The organism is Chryseobacterium sp. CS2K3 (assembly GCF_059515185.1).
In genome coordinates this window covers 650436-672015 of record NZ_JCAKRW010000001.1, presented here as the reverse complement: position 1 = coordinate 672015, position 21580 = coordinate 650436, and the positions used below count along the sequence as shown (strand labels likewise).

Genomic DNA, 21580 nt, shown 5'->3' with positions numbered 1-21580 from the left:
AAATTTCTGACATGGCTGCCATGCAGTTGGTGACAGACATTTATAAGAAAAAATTATAAAAAGAATTGAAAATCAAGTATAAAAAAGTTTATTATACAACCTATTTTTATACTTTTGCAAAAAATTAGAAAATTATGTACTGGACATTAGAATTAGCTTCATATTTAAGTGACGCACCTTGGCCAATGACAAAAGCAGAGCTTATTGACTACGCGATCAGAACTGGTGCACCGATGGAAGTAGTGGAAAACCTTCAAGCGATTGAGGATGAAGGAGAGATTTATGAATCTATTGAGGAGGTTTGGAGCGACTATCCAACGGACGAGGATTTCCTTTGGAACGAGGACGAATATTAATAAAGCGATAAGCTTTAGGCTGCGTGCTTAGAGCTTTTTTGCCCTTTTTATATATTAACTTACACGATAAGCGTGTCATTTACAACGCTTAAAGCATCTGCATTAAGCATAAAGCAAAAAATTTATGAGTTTTTTAAACAAAGTTCTTAAAGGGTTTTTGGGAGACAAAAAAGCGCAGGACCTAAAAGAAGTAAAAAAAGTTGTAACAAAAATCAAGGCTGTAGAACCTAACATCCAACAATTGTCGGATGATGGTTTGAGACAAAAAACTGCTGAGTTTAAAGAGACAATAAAATCTGCAACCAGCAATATCACAGCTCAAATAGAACAGATTAAAGAGCAGATAAAAAATTCAACAAACGTTGACGAGAAAGAAGCTCTTTTCTCAAAGATTGAGTCTTTAAAGAAAGAATCATACGAAATTGAAGAAAAAGTTTTGGTTCAGATTCTTCCGGAAGCTTTTGCATTGATCAAAGAAACTTCCAGAAGATGGGCTCAGAATAAAGAGATCCGTGTAACTGCGAGTGACTGGGACAGAGAACTTGTGGCTGCAGGGAAAGATTTCGTGGAAATTCAGGGAGACCAAGCTGTTTGGAAAAACTCATGGGACGCTGCCGGAACTCCTGTAGTTTGGGATATGGTCCACTATGATGTTCAGTTTATCGGAGGTATTATTCTTCACAGCGGTAAAATTGCTGAGATGGCAACCGGTGAAGGTAAAACTTTGGTAGGAACATTACCTATTTATTTAAATTCACTTCCGGAAAGAGGGGTTCACGTTGTAACAGTGAATGACTATCTTGCAAAAAGAGACTCCGCTTGGATGGGTCCTCTTTATCAGTTTCACGGAATGTCTATCGATTGTATCGATAACCACCAGCCGAACTCAGACGGAAGAAGAAAAGCATACAACTCAGATATTACTTACGGAACAAACAACGAATTTGGTTTCGATTATCTGAGAGATAACATGGTAACTTCGCCTTCAGAATTGGTACAAAGAGAATTAAACTTTGCTATCGTGGATGAGGTGGATTCTGTATTGGTAGATGATGCAAGAACGCCATTGATTATTTCCGGTCCGGTTCCTCAGGGAGACAGACAGGAGTTCGATGTTCTGAAGCCTTCTATCGACAGAATTGTTGAAGTTCAGAAGAAAACAGTTTCTGTAATTTTCAATGAAGCGAAAAAACTAATCGCAGCAGGAAAAACTAAGGAAGGAGGATTCAAATTGCTTCAGGCATACAGAGGTCTTCCTAAAAACAGACAATTAATCAAATTCTTATCGGAAAGCGGAAACAGAGCATTGCTTCAGAAAGTTGAGGCACAATACATGCAGGATAACAACCGTGATATGCCGATTGTAGATAAAGATCTTTACTTTGTAATTGAAGAAAAGAACAATCAGGTAGACCTTACAGACAAAGGTGTAGAATACATGTCTCAGGGGAACTCTGATCCAAACTTCTTCGTGCTTCCTGATATCGGGACTGAAATTGCTGAAGTAGAGGCTAAAAATTTATCTAAGGAAGAGGAATTCGAAGCTAAAGAAAGACTTTTCAGTGATTTTGCTGAAAAATCTGAAAGAGTTCACACGATGAGCCAGCTATTGAAAGCGTATACATTATTTGAAAAAGATGATGAGTACGTGGTAATTGATGGTGAAGTAAAAATCGTTGATGAGCAGACAGGTCGTATCATGGAGGGACGTCGTTATTCAGACGGTCTTCACCAGGCGATTGAAGCTAAAGAAAACGTAAAAATTGAAGCGGCAACCCAAACTTTTGCAACAGTTACCCTTCAGAACTATTTCCGTATGTACAACAAGCTTGCGGGGATGACGGGTACTGCTGAAACAGAAGCTGGTGAGCTTTGGGAAATCTACAAATTAGATGTAGTAGTAATCCCTACCAACCGTCCGATTTTAAGACATGACAGACAGGATTTGGTTTTCAAAACCAATAGAGAAAAATATAATGCTGTAATTGAAGAAATAGAAAAATTAACTGCTGCAAAAAGACCTGTACTTGTAGGTACTACTTCAGTAGAAATTTCTCAGTTGCTTTCAAAAGCATTACAGCTAAGAAAGATTCCACACCAGGTATTGAACGCGAAGCTTCACAAGAAAGAAGCAGAGATTGTAGCTGGAGCAGGACAGCCGGGAGTTGTAACAATTGCAACCAACATGGCAGGTCGTGGAACGGATATTAAATTATCTAAAGAAGTAAAAGAAGCTGGTGGTTTAGCAATTATCGGTACTGAAAGACACGATTCAAGACGTGTTGACAGACAGTTAAGAGGTAGAGCTGGACGTCAGGGAGATCCGGGAAGTTCTCAGTTCTATGTCTCTCTTGAAGATAACCTGATGCGTCTATTCGGTTCTGAAAGAATAGCTAAGATGATGGACAGAATGGGTCATAAGGAAGGTGAAGTTATTCAGCACTCCATGATCAGTAAGTCTATTGAAAGAGCTCAGAAAAAAGTAGAAGAGAATAACTTCGGAACAAGAAAGAGACTCCTTGAATATGATGACGTAATGAACAAACAACGTGACGTTATCTATAAGAGAAGAAAGAACGCTTTATTCGGAGATCACCTGAAATATGATATCACCAATATGATTTTTGATGTGGCTAATTCTATCGTTGCGAAAGGAAAAGCTACAGGAAATTATAAGGATTTTGAATATGACATCATTAAAACATTCACGATGGAATCTCCGGTTTCTCAGAGTGATTTTAATAACAAGAACATTCAGGATCTTACCAATATCCTATTCAAAGCAGCTCAGGAAGATTACCAGATGAAACTGAACCTATTGAAAGAAAAATCATTCCCAATCATTGAGAATGTTTACCAAAATCAGGGTTCAATGTTTAAAATGATCCAGGTTCCTTTCACAGACGGGCACAAAACAATGACTATTGTTGCTGATCTGAAGGAAGCTTACGACACTAAGTGTGAAAGTTTAGTCAATGATTTTGAAAAGAATATTACTTTATCAATTATCGATGAAAACTGGAAGCTTCACCTTCGTGAAATGGATGATTTAAGAAGATCTTCTCAGGGTGCTGTTTATGAGCAGAAAGATCCGCTTGTAATCTACAAACAGGAATCTTTCCACTTATTCAGTGAAATGATCGACAAATTAAACAAAGAAATTATTTCTTTCTTATACAAAGGAGAAATCCCATCGTAAGAATAATTAAATAATAATATAAAAACCGCTCTGGCATTGACCTGAGCGGTTTTTTGTTATTGATTGTATACTTTTTTATGACAAATATCAATATTATTCTTTATTTAGAATAGTTAAAAACAATATATTTGCATAAAATTTGACTTTCATGAAAAATGTACTGATCTGTGCTTTCCTATTGGGTACCATTATGGTAACAGCGCAGGAGAAAGATTCTATTAAATCTAATGATATTGAAGAAGTAATTGTCAACGGAAAATATTATAAGAAATATGTAGAAAAACAAGGATCTTCTTCTCTTCGCCTCGATGAAGCCCTTATTAAAATTCCTCAGAACATTTCAATCATTACCAATAAAGCTTTAGAAGACCAACAGGTTACCACTTTAAGTGACGGAGTACTAAGAAACGTTGCCGGAGCTCAAAGACTTGAACATTGGGGAGATATGTATACAAGGGTAAATATGAGAGGAGCCAGAGCCGCAGCTTTCATGAATGGAGTAAACGTTACGTCAAACTGGGGTCCTTTAAGTGAGGATATGAGCTACGTAGATCATATTGAATTTATTAAAGGTCCATCAGGATTCCTGATGTCTAACGGTGAACCAAGCGGAATTTATAATATTGTAACGAAAAAGCCTACAGGAAATGCTTTAAACGGAACTGCAAGAGTAACGCTTGGCAGCTTCAATATGTACAGAGGTGAAGCGGATATTGATTCTAAAATCACTGATAAGGTAGCATTCAGATTGAATTTAATGGCTCAGAACAAAAACAGTTTCAGAGATTATGAATTCAATGACCGATATATCATCAATCCGTCATTAAAAGTAGATTTAAGTGATAAAACAACCTTAACAGCGGAATATATCTACCAAAAAGCAAGAATGTCTGAAGTAGGTTCTGCTTATGTCTTCAGTGCTGACGGCTACAAAACTAAGCCTGTAAGCTATACCATTACAGATCCAAATCTTGATCCTACAAAGGTTACGAATAACACCGTTAATTTAAACTTACAGCATAAATTTAACGAAAACTGGAAATTAACTTCTCAACTTACTTATGTAAATGAATATACATTGGGAAGTGATATCTGGCCCACAAAATTTGAAGGTCAGTACATGCTTCGAGGATTAAACTATTGGGAAGCTAGTAATGAAATGAAGTTTGGTCAGTTATTCTTAAACGGATATGTAAAAACGGGAGCTGTTTCACATAAAATACTTGCAGGGCTGGATTTAGGAAGCAAAAAATATATTGCAGACTGGAATCAAAGGTATAATCTGGATATGTTTAATGAATTCGGTGATGAGACTGCTCTTAATAATGTCAAAGATTATAGATATTGGTTTAATACCAATACGCTTAACTATGATATTAATACAAGTAACAATAACCCCTATTCAGGACCTAATAATACTGCAGGATACAAACCTTTTGACAGAAGCAGATCTTTATCCGAAAGAGCAGGAACAGGAGGTACAATTGATCAAAATTATACAGGATTATATTTACAGGATGAGCTAGGTTTTCTGGATGATGCATTAAGACTTACCGTTGCGGCTCGTTATACAACGGTAAAGGAAAATAATTATGGAACTAAATCTGAAGCCAACAGAATTACACCCCGTGTGGGACTGAGCTATTCAATCGATGAAAATATGTCTGCTTATGCGTTATATGATCAGTCATTTAATCCTCAGGTTGGTTTATTCCGAGATGGAACTACAGCAAAACCATTGACAGGAACAAATGTGGAACTAGGTTTCAAAAAGGACTGGTTTGCAGGAAAATGGAACACTACTCTATCTCTTTACAACATCACAAAGGATAACGAAATTACTTCGGATCCATTTGATAATCTAAGTGGAAAATATTCTATTCTATTAGGAAAAACACGAGTACAAGGAGTGGAGTTTGACCTTAAAGGTGAGATCGTAAAAGGTTTCAATGCTATTTTTAATTACGCATTCACAGAAAATAAATATACAGAAACTACTGCTAAAGCACAAAAAGGCGACAGAGTTCCGGGATATGCAAAACATACTGCAAACGGATGGCTGAATTATACTTTCAGTAATAATATTCTTCAGGGATTTGGATTAAGCTTTGGGGGAACTTATATGGCGGACAGAAGCAGCTGGGACTGGGGAAGCACCAATACTCTACAGATGGCAGATTATGTAAAATTCGATGCCGGAGCTTCTTGGGAAAATTCAAAATTCAGAGTGAATTTGAACGTCTTCAATATCTTTAACAGATATCTTTATTCAGGAACACCATATCTAGGGTATTACTATTACCAGGCAGATGCTCCAAGAAATTTCAGAATATCAATCGGATATAAATTTTAAAAAACAAAGGTTAGCCCTTACAGGGTTAACTTTTTTCTATGAAAAAGAAACATCACCATAAAAAGAAAGTTTCACCAACAAAGAAATGGTCTGCCAAACTACATCTGTGGTTTGGTTTATCCGTTGGTATCATTGTATTTATTGTCTCTCTTACAGGGACTTTATATGTTTTTAAGGATGAGGTACAGAATATCCTGCGTAAAGAGGCTATTTATGTAAAACAGGAGGATTTTTCAAAACAACCATTGGCAATTAATCTTCTACGCGAAAAAGTAAGTCTGGAACTAAATGAAAAATACCAGATCAATTCTGTTGAAATTCCGATTGATAAAGGAAAGTCTTACCGCTTTTTATATTATGAAAAAAACAAAAAGGGGTGGAATTACTTTCAGGAAGTTCTTATCAACAAACAGGTTTATGTAAACCAGTATACAGGAGAAATTCTGGCAGTTTACAATGAAAAGTATGATTTCTTCAATATTTTAAAATACATACACTGGGGGCTTCTTTTAAATTCTGATTGGGGAAAATATGTAGTGGGTATTCCTACTGTTCTTTTTATCATCATGCTCATAACAGGGATTATATTATGGTGGCCAAAAAACAAAAATACCAGAAAAGGGCGCTTCTCGTTCAACTGGGAAAATGTAAAAACCTGGAAGCGTAAAAACTATGATCTTCATAATGTTCTTGGATTTTATGCCTCATTCATTGCTTTACTAATGAGTGTTACCGGAATTTATTTTGCCTATCCGTATGTAAAAAACACCTTTAACCTTGCATTATCCGGTTCTATGGAGCTTCCAAAAGAAAAGGAAATCAAATCTCCTGATTCATTAATGGCAAAGAACCCTAATATTTTTGATTTTGCAGCACAGCAAACAGAAAAATTATACTCCGGGGCTTCCAGCTACAGGATCTCATTGAGTGGAAAAAATAAAAAAGGAAAAGAGCTCAAAAATCTTCCGATTACCATTTATGGACAAGAAGGAAGATTCAGCGAGAGAAACACGCTTACATTTGATAAATATACAGGAAAACTACTAGCCAACAAACCTCATCACAAACTGAATTACGCCGAAAAATATGCCAATGCCAATTATGATATACATACAGGATCATACTTTGGGTTATTTGGAAAGATCATCTGGTTTATTGCCGGTCTTATATGCACATCACTTCCCGTTACCGGATTTCTGATCTGGTGGGGAAAAAGAAAGAAACAAGGAAAGAAAATATAATGAAAAAAGTGCTTTTATCAGCTGCCTGTCTGGGAACTACTATGGCTTTTGCCCAGAGTAAGGATACATTAAATACCAAAAATGTTGAGGAAATCGTTATGACCGCTTCTAGAAAGAAGGAAAATATCAAAGAAGTTCCAAGTTCCATTACCATTGTTGGCGAAAAACAAATTCAGTCCCAACTTACTGTTAATTCAGATATTACAAGCATTTTGCAATATACCGTTCCGAGTTTGGGGACTAATTCGGGACAAACGTCTAATACCGGACAAACTTTAAGAGGTCGCCAGGTATTGGTTTTAATTGACGGTATTCCACAGTCTACTCCACTAAGAAACGGAGCAAGAGATTTAAGAGTCATTGATCCTTCTGCCATTGAAAGAGTGGAAGTTATCAAAGGAGCGTCTTCCATCTACGGAAACGGTGCAGATGGCGGAATCATCAATTATATTACAAAAAGAAACAAAACAGATCAGAAGATTTCCGGAATTTCTCAAATAGGGTTTACAGGACAACAATCTGGTGGAACCCTCGGAGTAAGAGCAAGCCAGCTTTTATCTGGAAAAATCAAACGATTTGACTATACTCTTTCCTTAGCCTATGAGAGAACGGGCTATATGAAAGATGCAGATAAAGTTTATTTAAGCCCTACTTACAGTACAGCAAAGATGGATAACTATAACGGAATGCTGAAATTAGGTTATGACATCAATGATAATCAAAGAATTGAAGCATCATATATCGGTTATTCATCAAAGTCCAACCTGAATTTAGGATTAAGAACCGGCATCTACGGCATTTCTCCAACCATTGGTGAAGGAGAAGGAAAAAGTCTTGAAACAACACCCCAGGGAACTCCAAGAAACCACAATATCCGCGTAAGCTACGATAATAAAAACTTGTTTGCCGGAACTTCATTAAATGTAAATCTTTATTATCAGGATTTTAAAACAGTATATGGATATAGTGATACTTTTTTTAACGGAGGACAGTCTAATGTTCTTTCACAAAAAGCTGGTGCCAGATTCAATTTTGACACTCAACTTTGGAAGTCTCAAAATTCACAGGGGGAAATCATGTACGGCGCCGACATCCTGAATGACCAGACTGTACAAAAACTGGAAGACGGACGTTTCTGGACTCCCAATATGAGCATGACCAATATAGCTCCTTTTGTATTGGCAAAAATAGATCTTTTCAAAAAACTAACGATTAAAGGAGGACTTCGTTATGAAAATATTAAAGTAGATGTTGATGATTTCAACACTCTTTCTGTGATTAAAAACGATGGAACTTTTACCAAAAGTATTTTTGTAGACGGAGGAAAATTAAGTTATAATGCATTAGTAGGAAATATTGGTCTTCGTTATAATATCGAACCTTATATTAATCTTTTCGGGAGCTTTTCGCAGGCATATTCTATCAATGAATTAGGAAGAATCCTGAGAACCTCAACTTCGGAAACGATTAAAAGTCTTGAAACCAAACCAATTATTGTCAACAATTACGAATTAGGGGCTACCGGACAGATTTCCAACTGGCTAAACTACGAATTAACCTCGTATGTAAGCACCTCAAAATTAGGAGCAACATTTGTTCAGAGTGCAGACAGAGCATTAATGATCAAGAGAGCTCCGGAAATTGTATATGGCGTGGAAGGATTCTTACATTTCACTCCTGTTAAATGGCTTCAGTTCGGTGGAAGCTATAGCTGGATGGAAGGCATCACCTCTCCTGAAGATAACGGAAACTATTCTTCAAAGATCAACAACAGCCGAATTTCAGCACCGAAAGTTATTGCCTATTTACAGGTAAAACCAATACCTGAACTTTTCATTGGCGTTGACATGCTTCATTCTTTCAGACAAAACAGATTTGAACCGAATGCAAAAACCGGGTTCTATGCTTACGGAGAAGGCTTTGTTCCGGATTATACAGTATTCAATCTTAAGGTGAGCTGTGAAGTTTACAAAAACTGGAAGGTATCACTGGGAGTTGAAAACCTCTTCAACAGATTGTATCAGCCATCTATTGCGTGGTGGTCTGCAAGAGACAGCGAGTTCGTGAATTCTTTAGGGAAAAGAGGAACTCTGGTTCTTGAATATAAATTTTAATTAAACTAATCTACCTTGTTATATGAAGAAAAATCATCACCATAAAAAAAAGCCGGGATTCTTTAAAAAATGCTCCGCCAAACTTCACTTATGGTTTGGACTTGGCATTGGGTTTTTAATCTTTATTATCTCCATTACCGGAGCATTATATGTATTTAAGGATGAGGTAGAGAACTTTACCCGCAAAGAAGTTATTTACCATAATGAACAGAATATAGAGCAAAAGCAGATCCTACCGATCAGGGTGATGGAAAAAGCCGTTGCAGAACAGGTAAAAGAAAAGTATCCTATCCATTGGGTTAACATTCCTATGGATAAGAAAATGTCATACATGTTCTTCTGGTATGAACATAATACGGATGCCTGGAACTATTTTGATGAATTTCCTATTTACAAACAGGCTTATGTAAACCCTTATACCGGAAAAGTACTGAGAGTTTATGATGAGAAAAACGGATTCTTCAATATCGTAAAAATGATCCACTGGAGCTACCTTCTGAAACAGGACTGGGGAACCTATGTAGTGGGAATCCCGGTAATTATCTTTATCATCATGCTGATCTCCGGAATCATTCTATGGTGGCCAAAGAATAAGGCAGCCAGAAAACAACGTTTTGCTTTTAAATGGAAAAATATCAAAAGCTGGAAAAGAAAGAACTATGATCTACACAACGTCTTAGGTTTTTATGCATCAATTTTTGCTCTTATTTTTTCTATTACAGGCTTATTCTACGCATTTTTCGTAGTTCAGGCGATGATCTATGTAATATTCTCAGGAGGAGAAACAAAATATCCGGATTTTTCTCATATCAAAACTAAAGCACCGATAGAATTGAGAACGGAAAATACGCTTGATAAAATTATCAATACTGTCAAAAATAAGTATCCGGATTCTTACGGATTTGCAATAGACCTGGGACACGAGCATATGGATGATCACGAACATCCCAACTTTGAAGTATATGTAAAACACCTTACTTATTCTTACCACAAGAGCAGCAGTCTTATTTTCGATGAAAACTCCGGGGAATTGCTTCATACCCATGATCCGAAGGACAAAAACTTCGGCGAAAAGGTAGTGGGAGCCAATTATGACATTCACGTAGGAGCTATTCTTGGACTTCCTACGAAGATTATTGCTTTCATTGTAAGCCTTATCTGTGCTTCTCTTCCGGTAACAGGATTTATGATCTGGTGGGGAAGAAAAAAGAAAAAACCTGTTAAAACTGCGTAAACTTGTAAATAATACTGAGTTAATAATCCATTAATACAATCTTTTTTATAATTTTAGCCCTAAGAATTTAAGAATAGAAATGTCATTAATAGATTTATCAAAACAAGTTGCCCTGGGAGTTGACATCGGTGGTACCAATACCAAGTTCGGAATTGTAAACCATCGTGGAGAGGTTCTGGACAAGGGAAACCTGAGAACTGATGCCTATGAAAAGGTAGAAGATTTCATAGATGCTTTATATGAACAAGTATATCCTTTAATGGAAAAACATGGTACAGAAAAGCACTTTGACGGAATCGGAGTAGGAGCTCCTAATGCAAACTACTATAAAGGAACCATAGAACTTGCCCCTAATTTACCCTGGAAAGGTGTAATCCCTTTCGCGGAATTGATGACGGCAAAGTTTGGTCTTCCATGTACTGTAACCAATGATGCTAATGCAGCCGCCTTGGGAGAAATGCTTTTCGGAGCAGCACGCGGGATGAAAGATTTTATTATGATTACCCTTGGAACAGGAGTAGGAAGTGGAATCATTGCTAATGGAAACCTAATCTACGGGCATGATGGTTTTGCCGGAGAATTGGGACATACTATTGTAAAACCAGGTGGAAGAAAACACTGGAGCACTGGTTCTGAAGGAAGTCTTGAAGCCTATGCATCAGCAACAGGAATCACGATCACTGCAAAAAAGATGAGAGCAGAATTCCCTGAATCCATACTGAACCAATATCCTGAGGATGAAATCAATTCTAAAACAGTATACGAATGTGCAATGAAAGAAGACCCAATTGCAATTGAGGTTTTCAGGTATACAGGACAGAAATTGGGTGAGGCATTAGCCAATTTTGTAATGTTTTCTTCACCACAGGCAATTCTTTTATTCGGAGGAGTGATCAAGGCGGGTGATTTTATCTTAAAGCCGGCTAAACTTCATATGGAAAGAAACCTTCTTCCAATCTTCAGAAATAAAGTAAAACTGGTATTCAGTGAGCTGGACGAGGCAGATGCAGCCATTCTTGGTGCAAGTGCTCTGGTTTGGGAAAAATAACTGATACACTTATCATATATAAAGCGATCTCTAGTGAGATCGCTTTTTTATTTGCCACGAATTCACAAATGAAATTATTAGTGCATTTGAGCATAAAAAACATCTATACAAAACAGTATCATGAGATCGCTATTTATTTGCCACGAATTCACAAATGAAATTATTCGTGCATTCGTGGCATAAAAAAACGTCTATACAAAACAGATCATGAGATCGCTATTTATTTGCCACGAATTCACAAATGAGATTATTAATGCATTTGAGCATAAAAAACGTCTATACAAAACAGTATCATGAAATCTCTTTTAAGTTTTGCCTCGAATTCACAGATGAAATTATTAGTGCATTCGTGGCATAAAAAAACGTCTATACAAAACAGTATCATTAGCAATATCTATGAAAACAATTCACCAGAACCATATCAAAATCCCTGAACTTTTTCTTACTTTTGATTAGCATTTTCCATAACCTTTGTGAATCAGGAGAAATGTGATAAAACAATATAATTACCAAAAAATGGATAACAATAATTTAGAAAAGATCGTTTTCGGTGGCGGATGCTTTTGGTGTGTAGAAAGCTGTTTTAATATGTTGAAAGGGGTAAAATCTGCAATTTCAGGATACTCTGGCGGACATAAGGATAATCCGACGTATCAGGAAGTATGTACAGGAGAAACAGGTCATGCAGAAGTGGTGGAAATCACTTATGATCCTGCTGTCATTTCTTATGAGCAACTTATGGATGTTTTCTTCTTCTTACACGATCCTACCCAACTGAACAGACAAGGCAATGATATCGGAACTCAATATCGTTCTGTAATTTACTATAAAGATGAAGCAGAGAAACAGAAAGCTGAACAGGCATTAAAAACCTCTGAAGAATCTGGAAGATGGGCAGGAGAATACGTTACTGAATTGGCACCATTCGAGAAGTTCTGGGCAGCTGAGCAATATCATCAGGGATACTATAATGAAAACCCTACACAGCCTTATTGTAGCGCAGTTGTAGGTCCTAAAATTCAAAAATTTAAAAAGCATTTTGGAGAACTTGGAATGCTGAATGCAGACTAAGATACTCAAGAAGTCTTTATCATAATAAGCGGAATATATTGTATTTCGCTTTTTTTATTCTTCAAATTCTACAGAATCCTTCTGTTTCCCTGCATATTTATAGATAATGAAGGATGAGGTTCTTCTTAATTCCCGTCCGTTATCGGGATCTATTCCATCATCTGTAAAAAATTCTACTTCATTGTTATACTTTGAATACCAGGTTTTCCCCAAAGCATTTACATCCGTAAGTGTATCTTTTCTCATTATCTTTCGGAAATGCAGTAATTTATGGGCATTCATCGCCACAATATCTATTCCCGGATTAATATAACTGCTGTCTGTTCCAATATACCTTTCTCCATTCCAATACATATATTTTTTTTCTGTCATCGGAATTACTCCAGACATAAAACCGAAAGAATATGCAGGTGTATTACTTATTTTTTTACTATTAGAAAAAAGAACATTTCCCGTTACTAAACACAGAATAAAAGTAATTTCTAAAATACCTAAGCCATTTTGCTTTATAAAATCAGGCATTTTAAAATGCTGCTCATTGGTAATATTGATATTTAATTTGGAAAACTTTTCCGAAATAGATTGTTCATCCTCATCAACCGTTATTTTAACCGTTGTCTTATTGGCTTCTTCATCTTTTTTAACAAATGTGTTGGAAAAATCTAAAAAGTCCTTATATCCAACATATTGACTCATTCTATTCAATCTATCAATATGAATTCCTTTCTCTTCTCCTTTATTGCTTATATAAGTGTCATAATATCTACTAAAGGTCTTATCATTAATTTCAAAACCTAAATCTTCTTTAAAATAAACCCATAAATAGGCTGCAAGTCCATTTTTGGTATCTTTTCCAGATTCCTCTCCTGCTTTTCTGAACACTTCATGAATTAGTAGTTTTTTCTTGGACATATATCGTTTTTTCAGTCTTTACAAAATAGATGATAATCAATCATACCACATTACGGATTCCCATAAAGCCCACATTGTCCAATTCGTGTCCATTGATGTCTAAAACGTGACTAACACATGCGTCACCCTTTGTCGCATCTTTGCTTCAGGAAATCAGTGAAAAACAAAACATTAAAAACAAATTTACAAAACTGATTTCAAAATCACCAGATAAAACGGAGGTAAAACTCCGGGTTGGGAAGCAGATGTTTCTCCTCCGTTTTTGAAGGTTCACTTCCCAAAAAATTTAGAAGCGCTTCAATTTTTTTAACCGTGTAAAACTATCTGCGATCTGTTTCGCAGGGAAGAACACGAATGCTTTAACAATAAATTTTTTGAAAATGATCCAATTTATTTTAATGCTATTAGGTTTAGCATTCCCAAATAATAACGCAAACACGTCAACAACATCAGATAATAACCCAACAGCAGTACAGGTTCAAAATGGTCCGACAAAACCGGGTTCAGGAACGGGGACCAACAGTGATGGAGGAGCAACAACCGGAGACACGGGGCAAACTCCTCCTCCTTATTCTCAACCTTAACAAAATACAAGGCACTAATCATGTAGAGCAGATTGCATAAATCTGCTCTTTTTGCTATTTTGCAATTGAAAAACAAAACCATGAAAAAGCTCCTCTTCCTACTTATATTAATCAGTATTATCTCTTGCTCTGAGAAAAAAGTAGCTGTCACAGATAATAATGAAGAAAATTCTTATCATAAAAAGGCAAGAGCGTTTAGAAATGCATCAATTACTGATTCAGCATTTTATTATTATACTATTGCCAAAGACGAATATGCAAGAATAAATGATTCTCTAAGAGCTGGTCAGGCACTTGTTAATATGGCAATTTTAGAAACGGGAAAAGGAGATTTTTATGGCAGTATAGAAACATCTTTAGAAGCAAACGATTTTCTTAAAAATATTAAAGACTCAATTGTAAGAAGAGATTTAGCTTCAAGCTATAATAATATGGGAATAGCTTCTTCTTTTATGTATAATTATGATGATGCCATTCATTTCTATAAAAATGCAATAAAATATTCAGCTAATAATGAGAACCGCCTTACCTACTATAATAATATTGCAGTGTCTTTATTAGCAAAAAGAGAAGCAAAGGAGGCAAAAAAATATTTACAACAAGCTATACTTGCAAAAGATATAAAGACTTATTCTAAAGCTTTAAATAATTTAGCAAAAGCAAACCTTATTGAAGATGCAAATTATAATCCTTTACCGGAATACTATAAAGCTCTGGAAATAAGGCAAAATAATAACGACTTAGAAGGTTTAAATTCCAGCTATTCCGCTTTATCAGATTATTTCAAGCAAAGAGATCCAAACAGGGCTTTCTTTTTTGCCAATAAAATGCTTGAAACGGCAACAAAAGTTAACAATCCTGAAGACAAAATGCAGGCTTTACAAAAGCTGATGGTAGTTGATCCTCAAAACACTTCGAAATACTTCAAAAGTTTTAAACATCTCAATGACAGTCTTATAATTGCAAGAAGCAGAGCTAAAAATCAGTTTGCATATGTCAGATATGGAATTGAAAAAGAAAAAGCTGAAAATCAATCTTTAAAAATTCAAAAAGCTGAAAAAGAAATTCAGTTATTATATCGGAATATTGGGATAAGCGCCTTAATCTTAACATTAGTCGCAGGCTTTTTCTGGATTAGAAGAAGAAAAAAACTCTTGGAACAAGAGAAAGAACTGGAAATAAAAAACACTCAGCTTAAAATATCCAAAAAAGTTCACGATGTAGTAGCCAATGGTATTTACCAGGTAATGACCAAAATTGAAAATCAGGAACATTTTGATAAAGATATGGCACTTGATGAACTTGAGTTTGTATATGAAAAGTCGAGAGATATTTCCTATGAAAAGATTGAATCCAATGATACTCTTGAGTTTTATAAGAAAATTTCAAACCTCATCGCATCATTTAAAAATGAAAAAGTAAATACTTTTCTTGCCGGAAACGGAGCCAATATTTGGATCGATCTTAGCCATTCATTACAGGACGAGGTTTATCAGGTCATGCGTGAGCTTTTAGTGAACATGAAGAAGCATAGCCAGGCAAATCTTGTTGCTTTTAAATTTGAAAGAAATAATAACCTTATACATATTCAATATACAGACAACGGAATAGGGATTCCCGGAGAAATTATTCATGGAAATGGGTTAATAAATACGGTTTCCCGTATTGAAAAAATTAAAGGGACCATTATTTTTGACAATACAATCAAAAAAGGATTGAAGGTTTATATCTCATTTCCTATATCTTAAAAAACAAAAGAATGTTCAAAAAAATTTTAATAGCCGAAGACCACGAAAGCAGTAGTATTTCTGTACAAAAAACATTAGAAGACCTCAATATTACTAATACAGACTATGTTTATTATTGCGATGATGCCTTTGCCAAGGTTCAAAAATCCATAAGAGAAAATGACCTTTATGATTTATTGATCACGGATCTGTCTTTTGAGGAAGATCACCATGAGCAAAAGATCAAAGACGGCAAAGAATTAATTAAAGCCGTTAGAGAACTACAACCTTCGTTGAAGGCAATTGTCTTTTCCGCAGAACATAAGTCTGGCGTCATAGATTCACTTTTTAAAGAATATGAAATCAATGGATTTGTTCGTAAGGCAAGAAATGACTCTAAAGATCTGAAAAAGGCAATAGCTTCAGTATATGAAAATAAAAACTATCTGTCTCTTGATATGAAACAGGAAGTAAAAAAACTAAACAGCTATGAATTCACAGACTACGATATTATTCTCGTTTCTCTTCTCTCACAAGGTGTTCTACAGAAAAATATTCCTGTGTATCTTCAAAATAATAATATAAAGCCCAACAGCTTAAGCAGTGTAGAGAAAAAACTAAATAACCTGAAAGAAGAACTTCAGATTTCCAGCAATGAGCAGCTTATTGCTTTTTGTAAAGATTTAGGATTAATTTAACCTATTAAGAAGATATTTATATATTTTTGTTAAGTTCAAAAAACTAATATCTTTTTAAAACACAAGGAAATGTCACGTGAAGATTCTTTACTCAACAATAATCTTAAGGGAATTAATAACAATATCAATCACCTTAATAATAATCTTAATTCTTTTAATTCCCAATTAGGAAACATCAACTCTGAAATGGGTAACATTACCGACAAGCAGCAGGCTTTGGATGGCAGAATGGACGCTATGTCCGGTATTATTGACGATTTTATAAAAGCAGATAAAGAGAAAAGGGATCTTCAGTTTGTCGAAAACATGCAAGAAAGCCTAAAGCAGGATTTAAAAAATAAATTTGGTTATTATGAAGAGATCCGAAGAACTGTTTTAGGAATTCTCCAAGCTGTAGACAGTGGAATTGTAAGACATGAGATCATGCAGGATGCAGCGGAAGGCTTAATGATCAAAACGCCTAATTATTGGCTGGCTCCCGCAATGGTAGCAATTGTTGCATGGGTACGTAATGACCGTGAGGATACAGAAAGAGCACTGAACGAAGCATTAAGAAGAGATGACTATAAAACCACTCTATTTTTTATGCTTCTCATGAGAAGACTGGGAAGAGATGAAGCATGCCATCAATGGGTACAAAGATATCTGATGCATCAGGATCCTTACAATCTTGACCGTGAATTTGTAATGGTATTAGAGGCTGCTGCAACCGGATCATTCCCACAATCTTCCCGAGAGCTTATTATTTCTACAGTAGATGAGTGGCTTAATCTGTTGACGCAGACCGATCAATATATTAATGAACAAAAAAACGAATGGATAAAATTCTTTCAGTATAAAGGTCGCCTGGATAACAAAGAATATCCTTTTCTCGAAAAGTATTGTACCAACTGGGCAGAACTTAAATCTTCTATGAAGAAAGTAAAATTACATAAATTTCTATCTTCCTATATCAAGAATATTCTTGAAGCACCTGTTGACTATTCAAAAACATCCAAAAACCAGTTAGATGAAATCCTTTCCTTACTGATCACTAATTTTGATGATGAAGAATTTGAGCTACAAAAGAAAATAAAGCTCAATCAGCAGCTTATCGATCAAAAAAGAAATCAAAGATCCGGAACATCTGAATATTCTCAGGAAAAAGCATTCGCCGAGAAAACAAATTTTCTTCAAATGCTGACTAATGTTGCTTTTATCCCTGAATTAACAGGAGCAACCCATGTTACACAACCTTTAGCTGTGGCAATAAGCAGCCCATGGATTATAGATGCTCACGAAACTTATACAAAAGAATATAGAGCCAATAACATTATCATTGCAAACTTAGCCATCGATAATTATAAGATTTCTTCAAATGGTTCTGATCAGGAGGAACAACTGAAAGCCCATGGTGAACATTGGGACAAGACTTTTACAGATGAGGTAAAAAAGGCTTCTTCAGGTAAAGGCTGCCTCATTGCGTTTACAATACCATTCATTGCACTTGGTTTTGTCTCCTATCTAGCCGGTGCTCATATTCTCAGTTATATCATTTTAGGAGTATCTTTTGGTTTCCTTGCATTAGGATTATCAGGATATTCATCTAAGAAAGATAACGCCAAAAAACAAGTTAGCGGATTACGTCTAAACTCAACTGAAGCATTAGCAGGATCTCTGGCAGAGCTTGAAGATTTCAAAGCCGAATACGATATGGAAGATGCAAAAGCTGAGGAAGTAAAAACAATGCTTCAATCTGTGCGTGCTGAAGAGTTTTTAGCCAATTCCAGAGATTCAAAAACTATATTATAATACTATAAACACCAGAAGATGAACAATCAGGAAGACAAACCAGAAATAAAGCAGGAAGATAAACAACCTGAAAACCCTCCTAAAAAAGAAAATGCAAAGTTTCCGGACTGGGATATTATCCCTCCCAACCAACCTATAAAGCCAAGATAGAGTATACTTTTTTACGATCACTATACAAACCTTTCAGTTTTGAAAGGTTTTTTCGTTTTACGGGTTCCCGTAAGGATTGATTTTTAAAGTGTTATATTTTTGAAGTGTTAAAAATACAATTATGGAATACAAAGTAATACCATTTGTTGCCACTGCCAATCAACAAAATATGAGTTCAAAAAACATTGCAGAGCAATTAGACAATTTAATAAAAGTACATACCCATGATGGCTGGGAATATATAAGACTGGAAAGTGTATCCACTTATATACAACCTGTTGAAGGCTGTTTTGGAAATATTCAAAAGCCGGGTTATATGACTTCTTATCAAATGGTTGTTTTCAGTAAAAAAGAAAATGAAAAATCTATTAATTCTTCTTATTAAAATTTATTGGTTCGTAATTCCACCTGCAAAAAGAAGACAATGTATTTTCAGAACCAGTTGCTCAAAGCATGTTCATGAAAAAACAACAAATGAAGGTTTCATTTCAGGATTAAAAGCTTTTATGTACCGTTTTAAAAACTGTAGATCTGGTGCCTATATTGTGGAAAGCCCTTCAGGAGAAACCCAAATCATTTTACCTAATAGACAAATTCTTAACGAAACAGAAATTTCGGAAAGATTTATTAAAACTAAAAGACATTAAAAACCATGAAAACCTTTTTATAATTAAAAACAAAACTATGAAAAAACTATTTTTTACCAGCCTTTTAGGACTTGGACTTTTATTACCGGTAAACTTTTCCGCGTCCACAAACAACACTTCTTCCACAAAAGAAGTACTCACTAAAAAACCAAAAAAAGGAAAATCAAAAACAAGCAGAAAAAGTAAATCTACAAGATCAAATTATTCATCTTCCGGATCTTATTCCAGAAGTAGAGGATGTACTTATAATGGAAACCAATTGTATGTAGGCTCAAGAGGAGGCTGTTATTACTATGCAGGAAGTAGTAAACAGTATGTAGACAGATCGTATTGCTCAGGTTGTAACTAATCAAAAAGAAAAAAACTAAAAAACACTCAACATATAATCAACATTCAAAAGAGGCTGTCCTTTTAAGACAGCCTCTTCTCTTTATTTTCTAATCATTTCCGTATGCGGAATATCATCTTCAAGATATTTTTTCCCTGTATCCACAAAACCAAAATTTCCGTAGAATTTCAACAGATAATCCTGCGCTGAAATCCTGATTTCAGAAGTATGAAAACGGTTTTCTATAGTCTCAACAGCATATTGAATAAGTAATTTTCCTAAACTCTTTCCTCTCGCCTTCTCGGTAGTCAAAACTCTGCCAATGGAAGTCTCATCATATTTTATTCCCTTATCAAAAACACGACAGTATGCAAGAACCTCTCCGCTTTCTTCTGCCCAGATATGAACCGCTTTTTGATCATAATTATCAAGATCAGGATAAGGACAGTTTTGCTCAATAACGAAAACATCTATACGTGCCTTTAACACAGCATATAATTCAGGAACAGTAAACTCATCAAAAGTTTTAATTTTCCAGACAATATTACTCATCGAAGTTTACATTGTTTAGAGTTAAAAAGTCATTCGTCTTTTCAATAAAATCTAAAATAAGATCTCCACCTTCCTTTTTCTCAGCTGAAGTCACATATAATTCCGGAAGATCCTCCCAGGTTTTATGCATTTCTATCTTATAGTCTTCTACATTTTTAATAACAGCATTAGGCTTTAATTTATCTGCTTTCGTAAATACAATAGAAAACGGAACACCACTTTCACCACACCATTGCATAAAATCAAGATCTATTGGCTGAGGTTTATGTCTTACATCTACCAATACAAAAAGATTCACAAGGTTTCTTCTGTTCAGAATATAATTCGTGATCAGTTTTTCAAAATCTTTACGCTGTACCTTCGATACTTTTGCATATCCATATCCAGGCAAATCGGTAAGATACCAGTTTTCATTCACCAGGAAATGATTGATCAGCTGAGTTTTTCCCGGAGTTTGAGAGGTTTTAGCCAAATCCTTATGATTCATCATCGCATTGATTAATGATGACTTACCTACATTAGATCTTCCGATAAAAGCATATTCGGGTATATTAGGCTCGGGACATTCCTGCCATTTTCCACTACTCTTTACAAACTCTGCTGTCTTAATAATCATTTTGAATATATTTTAGAAAAATAAACCACTAAGAAAAGCTCTTAATGGTTATTTATTATGTTTTTAAACTTTATCTTTTATCCAGTTGTACAGGATTTCATTGAATTCATCCGGTTTTTCCATCATAGCAGCATGACCGCAGTGATCTATCCAGAATAAATCCGAATTAGGAATAAACTTATGCATATCTTCTGCCACTTCCGGAGGAGTTACATTATCCTGTTTTCCCCAGATCAGACAGGTTGGTGTCGTAATCTTAGGAAGATCGTTCAGCATATTGTGTTTGATGGCACTTCTTGCCAGCATTACTGTTTTAATTCCTTTCATTCTATCATTTACCACCCCGAAAACCTCATCTACAAGATCTTCCGTTGCAACTTTAGGATCATAGAAAACCTCTTCAGTCTTCTTTCTGATATAAGATCTGTCGTTTTTTCGTGGGAAACTGTCCCCAAAAGTTCTTTCATACAATCCTGAACTTCCCGTTAAAACAAGATTCTTTACCAAATCCGGTCTTGCCAAGGTTAAAATAAGCCCCACATGACCTCCCATTGAGTTTCCTACAATCGTTACAGGTTCTGAAATATGACTCTCTATAAACTTGATAATATATTTTGCTAATGTGGTAAGATTCGTATTGAGTACCGGTAAATCATAGATTGGTAACTGAGGAACATATACTTTATATCCTCTGTCCGAAAAAAAATCTACCATTTTATCGAAATTACTCAATCCACCCATTAACCCGTGCAACAGCACTAATGGATGACCTTCCCCAGCCTCTATATAGGAATATTTCTTTTCTTTTTTTGTACTAAATATCATAAGTCGCTCTAATAAAGCCCTGCAAAAATACAAATTAAACCTCAAAAATATTTTGATTATCCTAATTTAAGATAAAAATAATACAATATTCTCCTTTTTAACTTTTTTTTTCAAAATCCCTTTATTATGGCTTA

The 21580-nt window shown here is 35.3% G+C and carries 20 protein-coding genes; 16 read left to right on the top strand and 4 right to left on the bottom strand.

Annotation, left to right across the window (positions count from 1 at the left end; genetic code table 11):
* Positions 1 to 134: 134 nt before the first annotated feature.
* The 8 genes from AC5YGG_RS03155 (at position 135) to msrA (ending at position 12616) form a co-directional block, all read left to right on the top strand.
* Entirely contained in the window at positions 135 to 356 is a 222-nt protein-coding gene (locus tag AC5YGG_RS03155) for a DUF2795 domain-containing protein (protein WP_002662059.1), read from the top strand.
* Positions 357 to 480: 124 nt separating this feature from the next.
* Positions 481 to 3555 carry a preprotein translocase subunit SecA gene (gene secA, locus AC5YGG_RS03150; protein WP_496142974.1) on the top strand — a complete coding sequence of 1025 codons (3075 nt, stop codon included), beginning with the start codon at positions 481 to 483 and terminating at the stop codon, positions 3553 to 3555.
* 148 nt (positions 3556 to 3703) lie between these two features.
* A complete protein-coding gene (locus tag AC5YGG_RS03145; RefSeq protein WP_496142972.1) occupies positions 3704 to 5908 on the top strand; it encodes a TonB-dependent siderophore receptor in 2205 nt (734 codons plus the stop codon).
* A gap of 38 nt (positions 5909 to 5946) precedes the next feature.
* On the top strand, positions 5947 to 7149 hold the full coding sequence (locus AC5YGG_RS03140; RefSeq protein ID WP_496142971.1) for a PepSY-associated TM helix domain-containing protein: 1203 nt from the start codon (positions 5947 to 5949) through the stop codon (positions 7147 to 7149).
* Complete coding sequence (locus tag AC5YGG_RS03135) at positions 7149 to 9263, top strand: TonB-dependent receptor (protein WP_496142970.1); 2115 nt, start codon at positions 7149 to 7151, stop codon at positions 9261 to 9263. The genes AC5YGG_RS03140 and AC5YGG_RS03135 overlap by 1 nt, the downstream gene beginning before the upstream one ends.
* A gap of 22 nt (positions 9264 to 9285) precedes the next feature.
* On the top strand, positions 9286 to 10497 hold the full coding sequence (locus tag AC5YGG_RS03130; RefSeq protein WP_496142969.1) for a PepSY-associated TM helix domain-containing protein: 1212 nt from the start codon (positions 9286 to 9288) through the stop codon (positions 10495 to 10497).
* A gap of 79 nt (positions 10498 to 10576) precedes the next feature.
* Positions 10577 to 11545: an ROK family protein gene (locus tag AC5YGG_RS03125; RefSeq protein WP_496142968.1), complete on the top strand. Its 969-nt coding sequence runs from the start codon at positions 10577 to 10579 to the stop codon at positions 11543 to 11545.
* A gap of 516 nt (positions 11546 to 12061) precedes the next feature.
* Positions 12062 to 12616 (top strand): peptide-methionine (S)-S-oxide reductase MsrA, encoded by a 555-nt coding sequence (msrA, locus tag AC5YGG_RS03120; protein ID WP_496142966.1) that lies wholly within the window; start codon positions 12062 to 12064, stop codon positions 12614 to 12616.
* 54 nt (positions 12617 to 12670) lie between these two features.
* Here msrA and AC5YGG_RS03115 read toward each other — a convergent pair whose 3' ends face one another.
* Positions 12671 to 13528 (bottom strand): hypothetical protein, encoded by an 858-nt coding sequence (locus AC5YGG_RS03115; RefSeq protein ID WP_496142965.1) that lies wholly within the window; start codon positions 13526 to 13528, stop codon positions 12671 to 12673.
* 380 nt (positions 13529 to 13908) lie between these two features.
* Between AC5YGG_RS03115 and AC5YGG_RS03110 the strand changes: the two genes are divergently transcribed.
* The 8 genes from AC5YGG_RS03110 to AC5YGG_RS03075 all read left to right on the top strand — a co-directional run bounded on the left by AC5YGG_RS03110 (position 13909) and on the right by AC5YGG_RS03075 (position 19474).
* The gene (locus AC5YGG_RS03110) at positions 13909 to 14112 is read left to right on the top strand and encodes a hypothetical protein (protein WP_496142964.1); all 204 of its coding nucleotides are present in this window, start codon (positions 13909 to 13911) and stop codon (positions 14110 to 14112) included.
* A gap of 80 nt (positions 14113 to 14192) precedes the next feature.
* Positions 14193 to 15860, top strand: coding sequence for a sensor histidine kinase (locus tag AC5YGG_RS03105; protein ID WP_496142963.1), 1668 nt, complete (start codon positions 14193 to 14195; stop codon positions 15858 to 15860).
* Positions 15861 to 15871: 11 nt separating this feature from the next.
* Positions 15872 to 16537, top strand: a complete 666-nt coding sequence (locus AC5YGG_RS03100) for a response regulator (protein WP_065395447.1) — start codon at positions 15872 to 15874, stop codon at positions 16535 to 16537.
* Between the two features lie 69 nt (positions 16538 to 16606).
* The gene (locus AC5YGG_RS03095; RefSeq protein ID WP_496142962.1) at positions 16607 to 18328 is read left to right on the top strand and encodes a hypothetical protein; all 1722 of its coding nucleotides are present in this window, start codon (positions 16607 to 16609) and stop codon (positions 18326 to 18328) included.
* Between the two features lie 18 nt (positions 18329 to 18346).
* Positions 18347 to 18478, top strand: a complete 132-nt coding sequence (locus tag AC5YGG_RS03090; protein ID WP_496142961.1) for a hypothetical protein — start codon at positions 18347 to 18349, stop codon at positions 18476 to 18478.
* A 121-nt stretch (positions 18479 to 18599) separates the two neighbouring features.
* Complete coding sequence (locus AC5YGG_RS03085) at positions 18600 to 18863, top strand: hypothetical protein (protein WP_496142960.1); 264 nt, start codon at positions 18600 to 18602, stop codon at positions 18861 to 18863.
* A complete protein-coding gene (yidD, locus tag AC5YGG_RS03080; RefSeq protein WP_496142959.1) occupies positions 18835 to 19125 on the top strand; it encodes a membrane protein insertion efficiency factor YidD in 291 nt (96 codons plus the stop codon). Before AC5YGG_RS03085 ends, yidD begins: the two co-directional genes overlap by 29 nt.
* 37 nt (positions 19126 to 19162) lie before the next feature.
* The gene (locus AC5YGG_RS03075) at positions 19163 to 19474 is read left to right on the top strand and encodes a hypothetical protein (protein WP_496142958.1); all 312 of its coding nucleotides are present in this window, start codon (positions 19163 to 19165) and stop codon (positions 19472 to 19474) included.
* Between the two features lie 81 nt (positions 19475 to 19555).
* Here AC5YGG_RS03075 and AC5YGG_RS03070 read toward each other — a convergent pair whose 3' ends face one another.
* The 3 genes from AC5YGG_RS03070 to AC5YGG_RS03060 form a co-directional block, all read right to left on the bottom strand.
* The gene (locus AC5YGG_RS03070) at positions 19556 to 20005 is read right to left on the bottom strand and encodes a GNAT family N-acetyltransferase (RefSeq protein WP_496142957.1); all 450 of its coding nucleotides are present in this window, start codon (positions 20003 to 20005) and stop codon (positions 19556 to 19558) included.
* Positions 19998 to 20621, bottom strand: a complete 624-nt coding sequence (gene yihA / locus AC5YGG_RS03065) for a ribosome biogenesis GTP-binding protein YihA/YsxC (RefSeq protein ID WP_496142955.1) — start codon at positions 20619 to 20621, stop codon at positions 19998 to 20000. The genes AC5YGG_RS03070 and yihA overlap by 8 nt, the downstream gene beginning before the upstream one ends.
* 63 nt (positions 20622 to 20684) lie before the next feature.
* A complete protein-coding gene (locus AC5YGG_RS03060) occupies positions 20685 to 21446 on the bottom strand; it encodes an alpha/beta fold hydrolase (RefSeq protein WP_496142954.1) in 762 nt (253 codons plus the stop codon).
* Between the last annotated feature and the right edge of the window lie 134 nt (positions 21447 to 21580).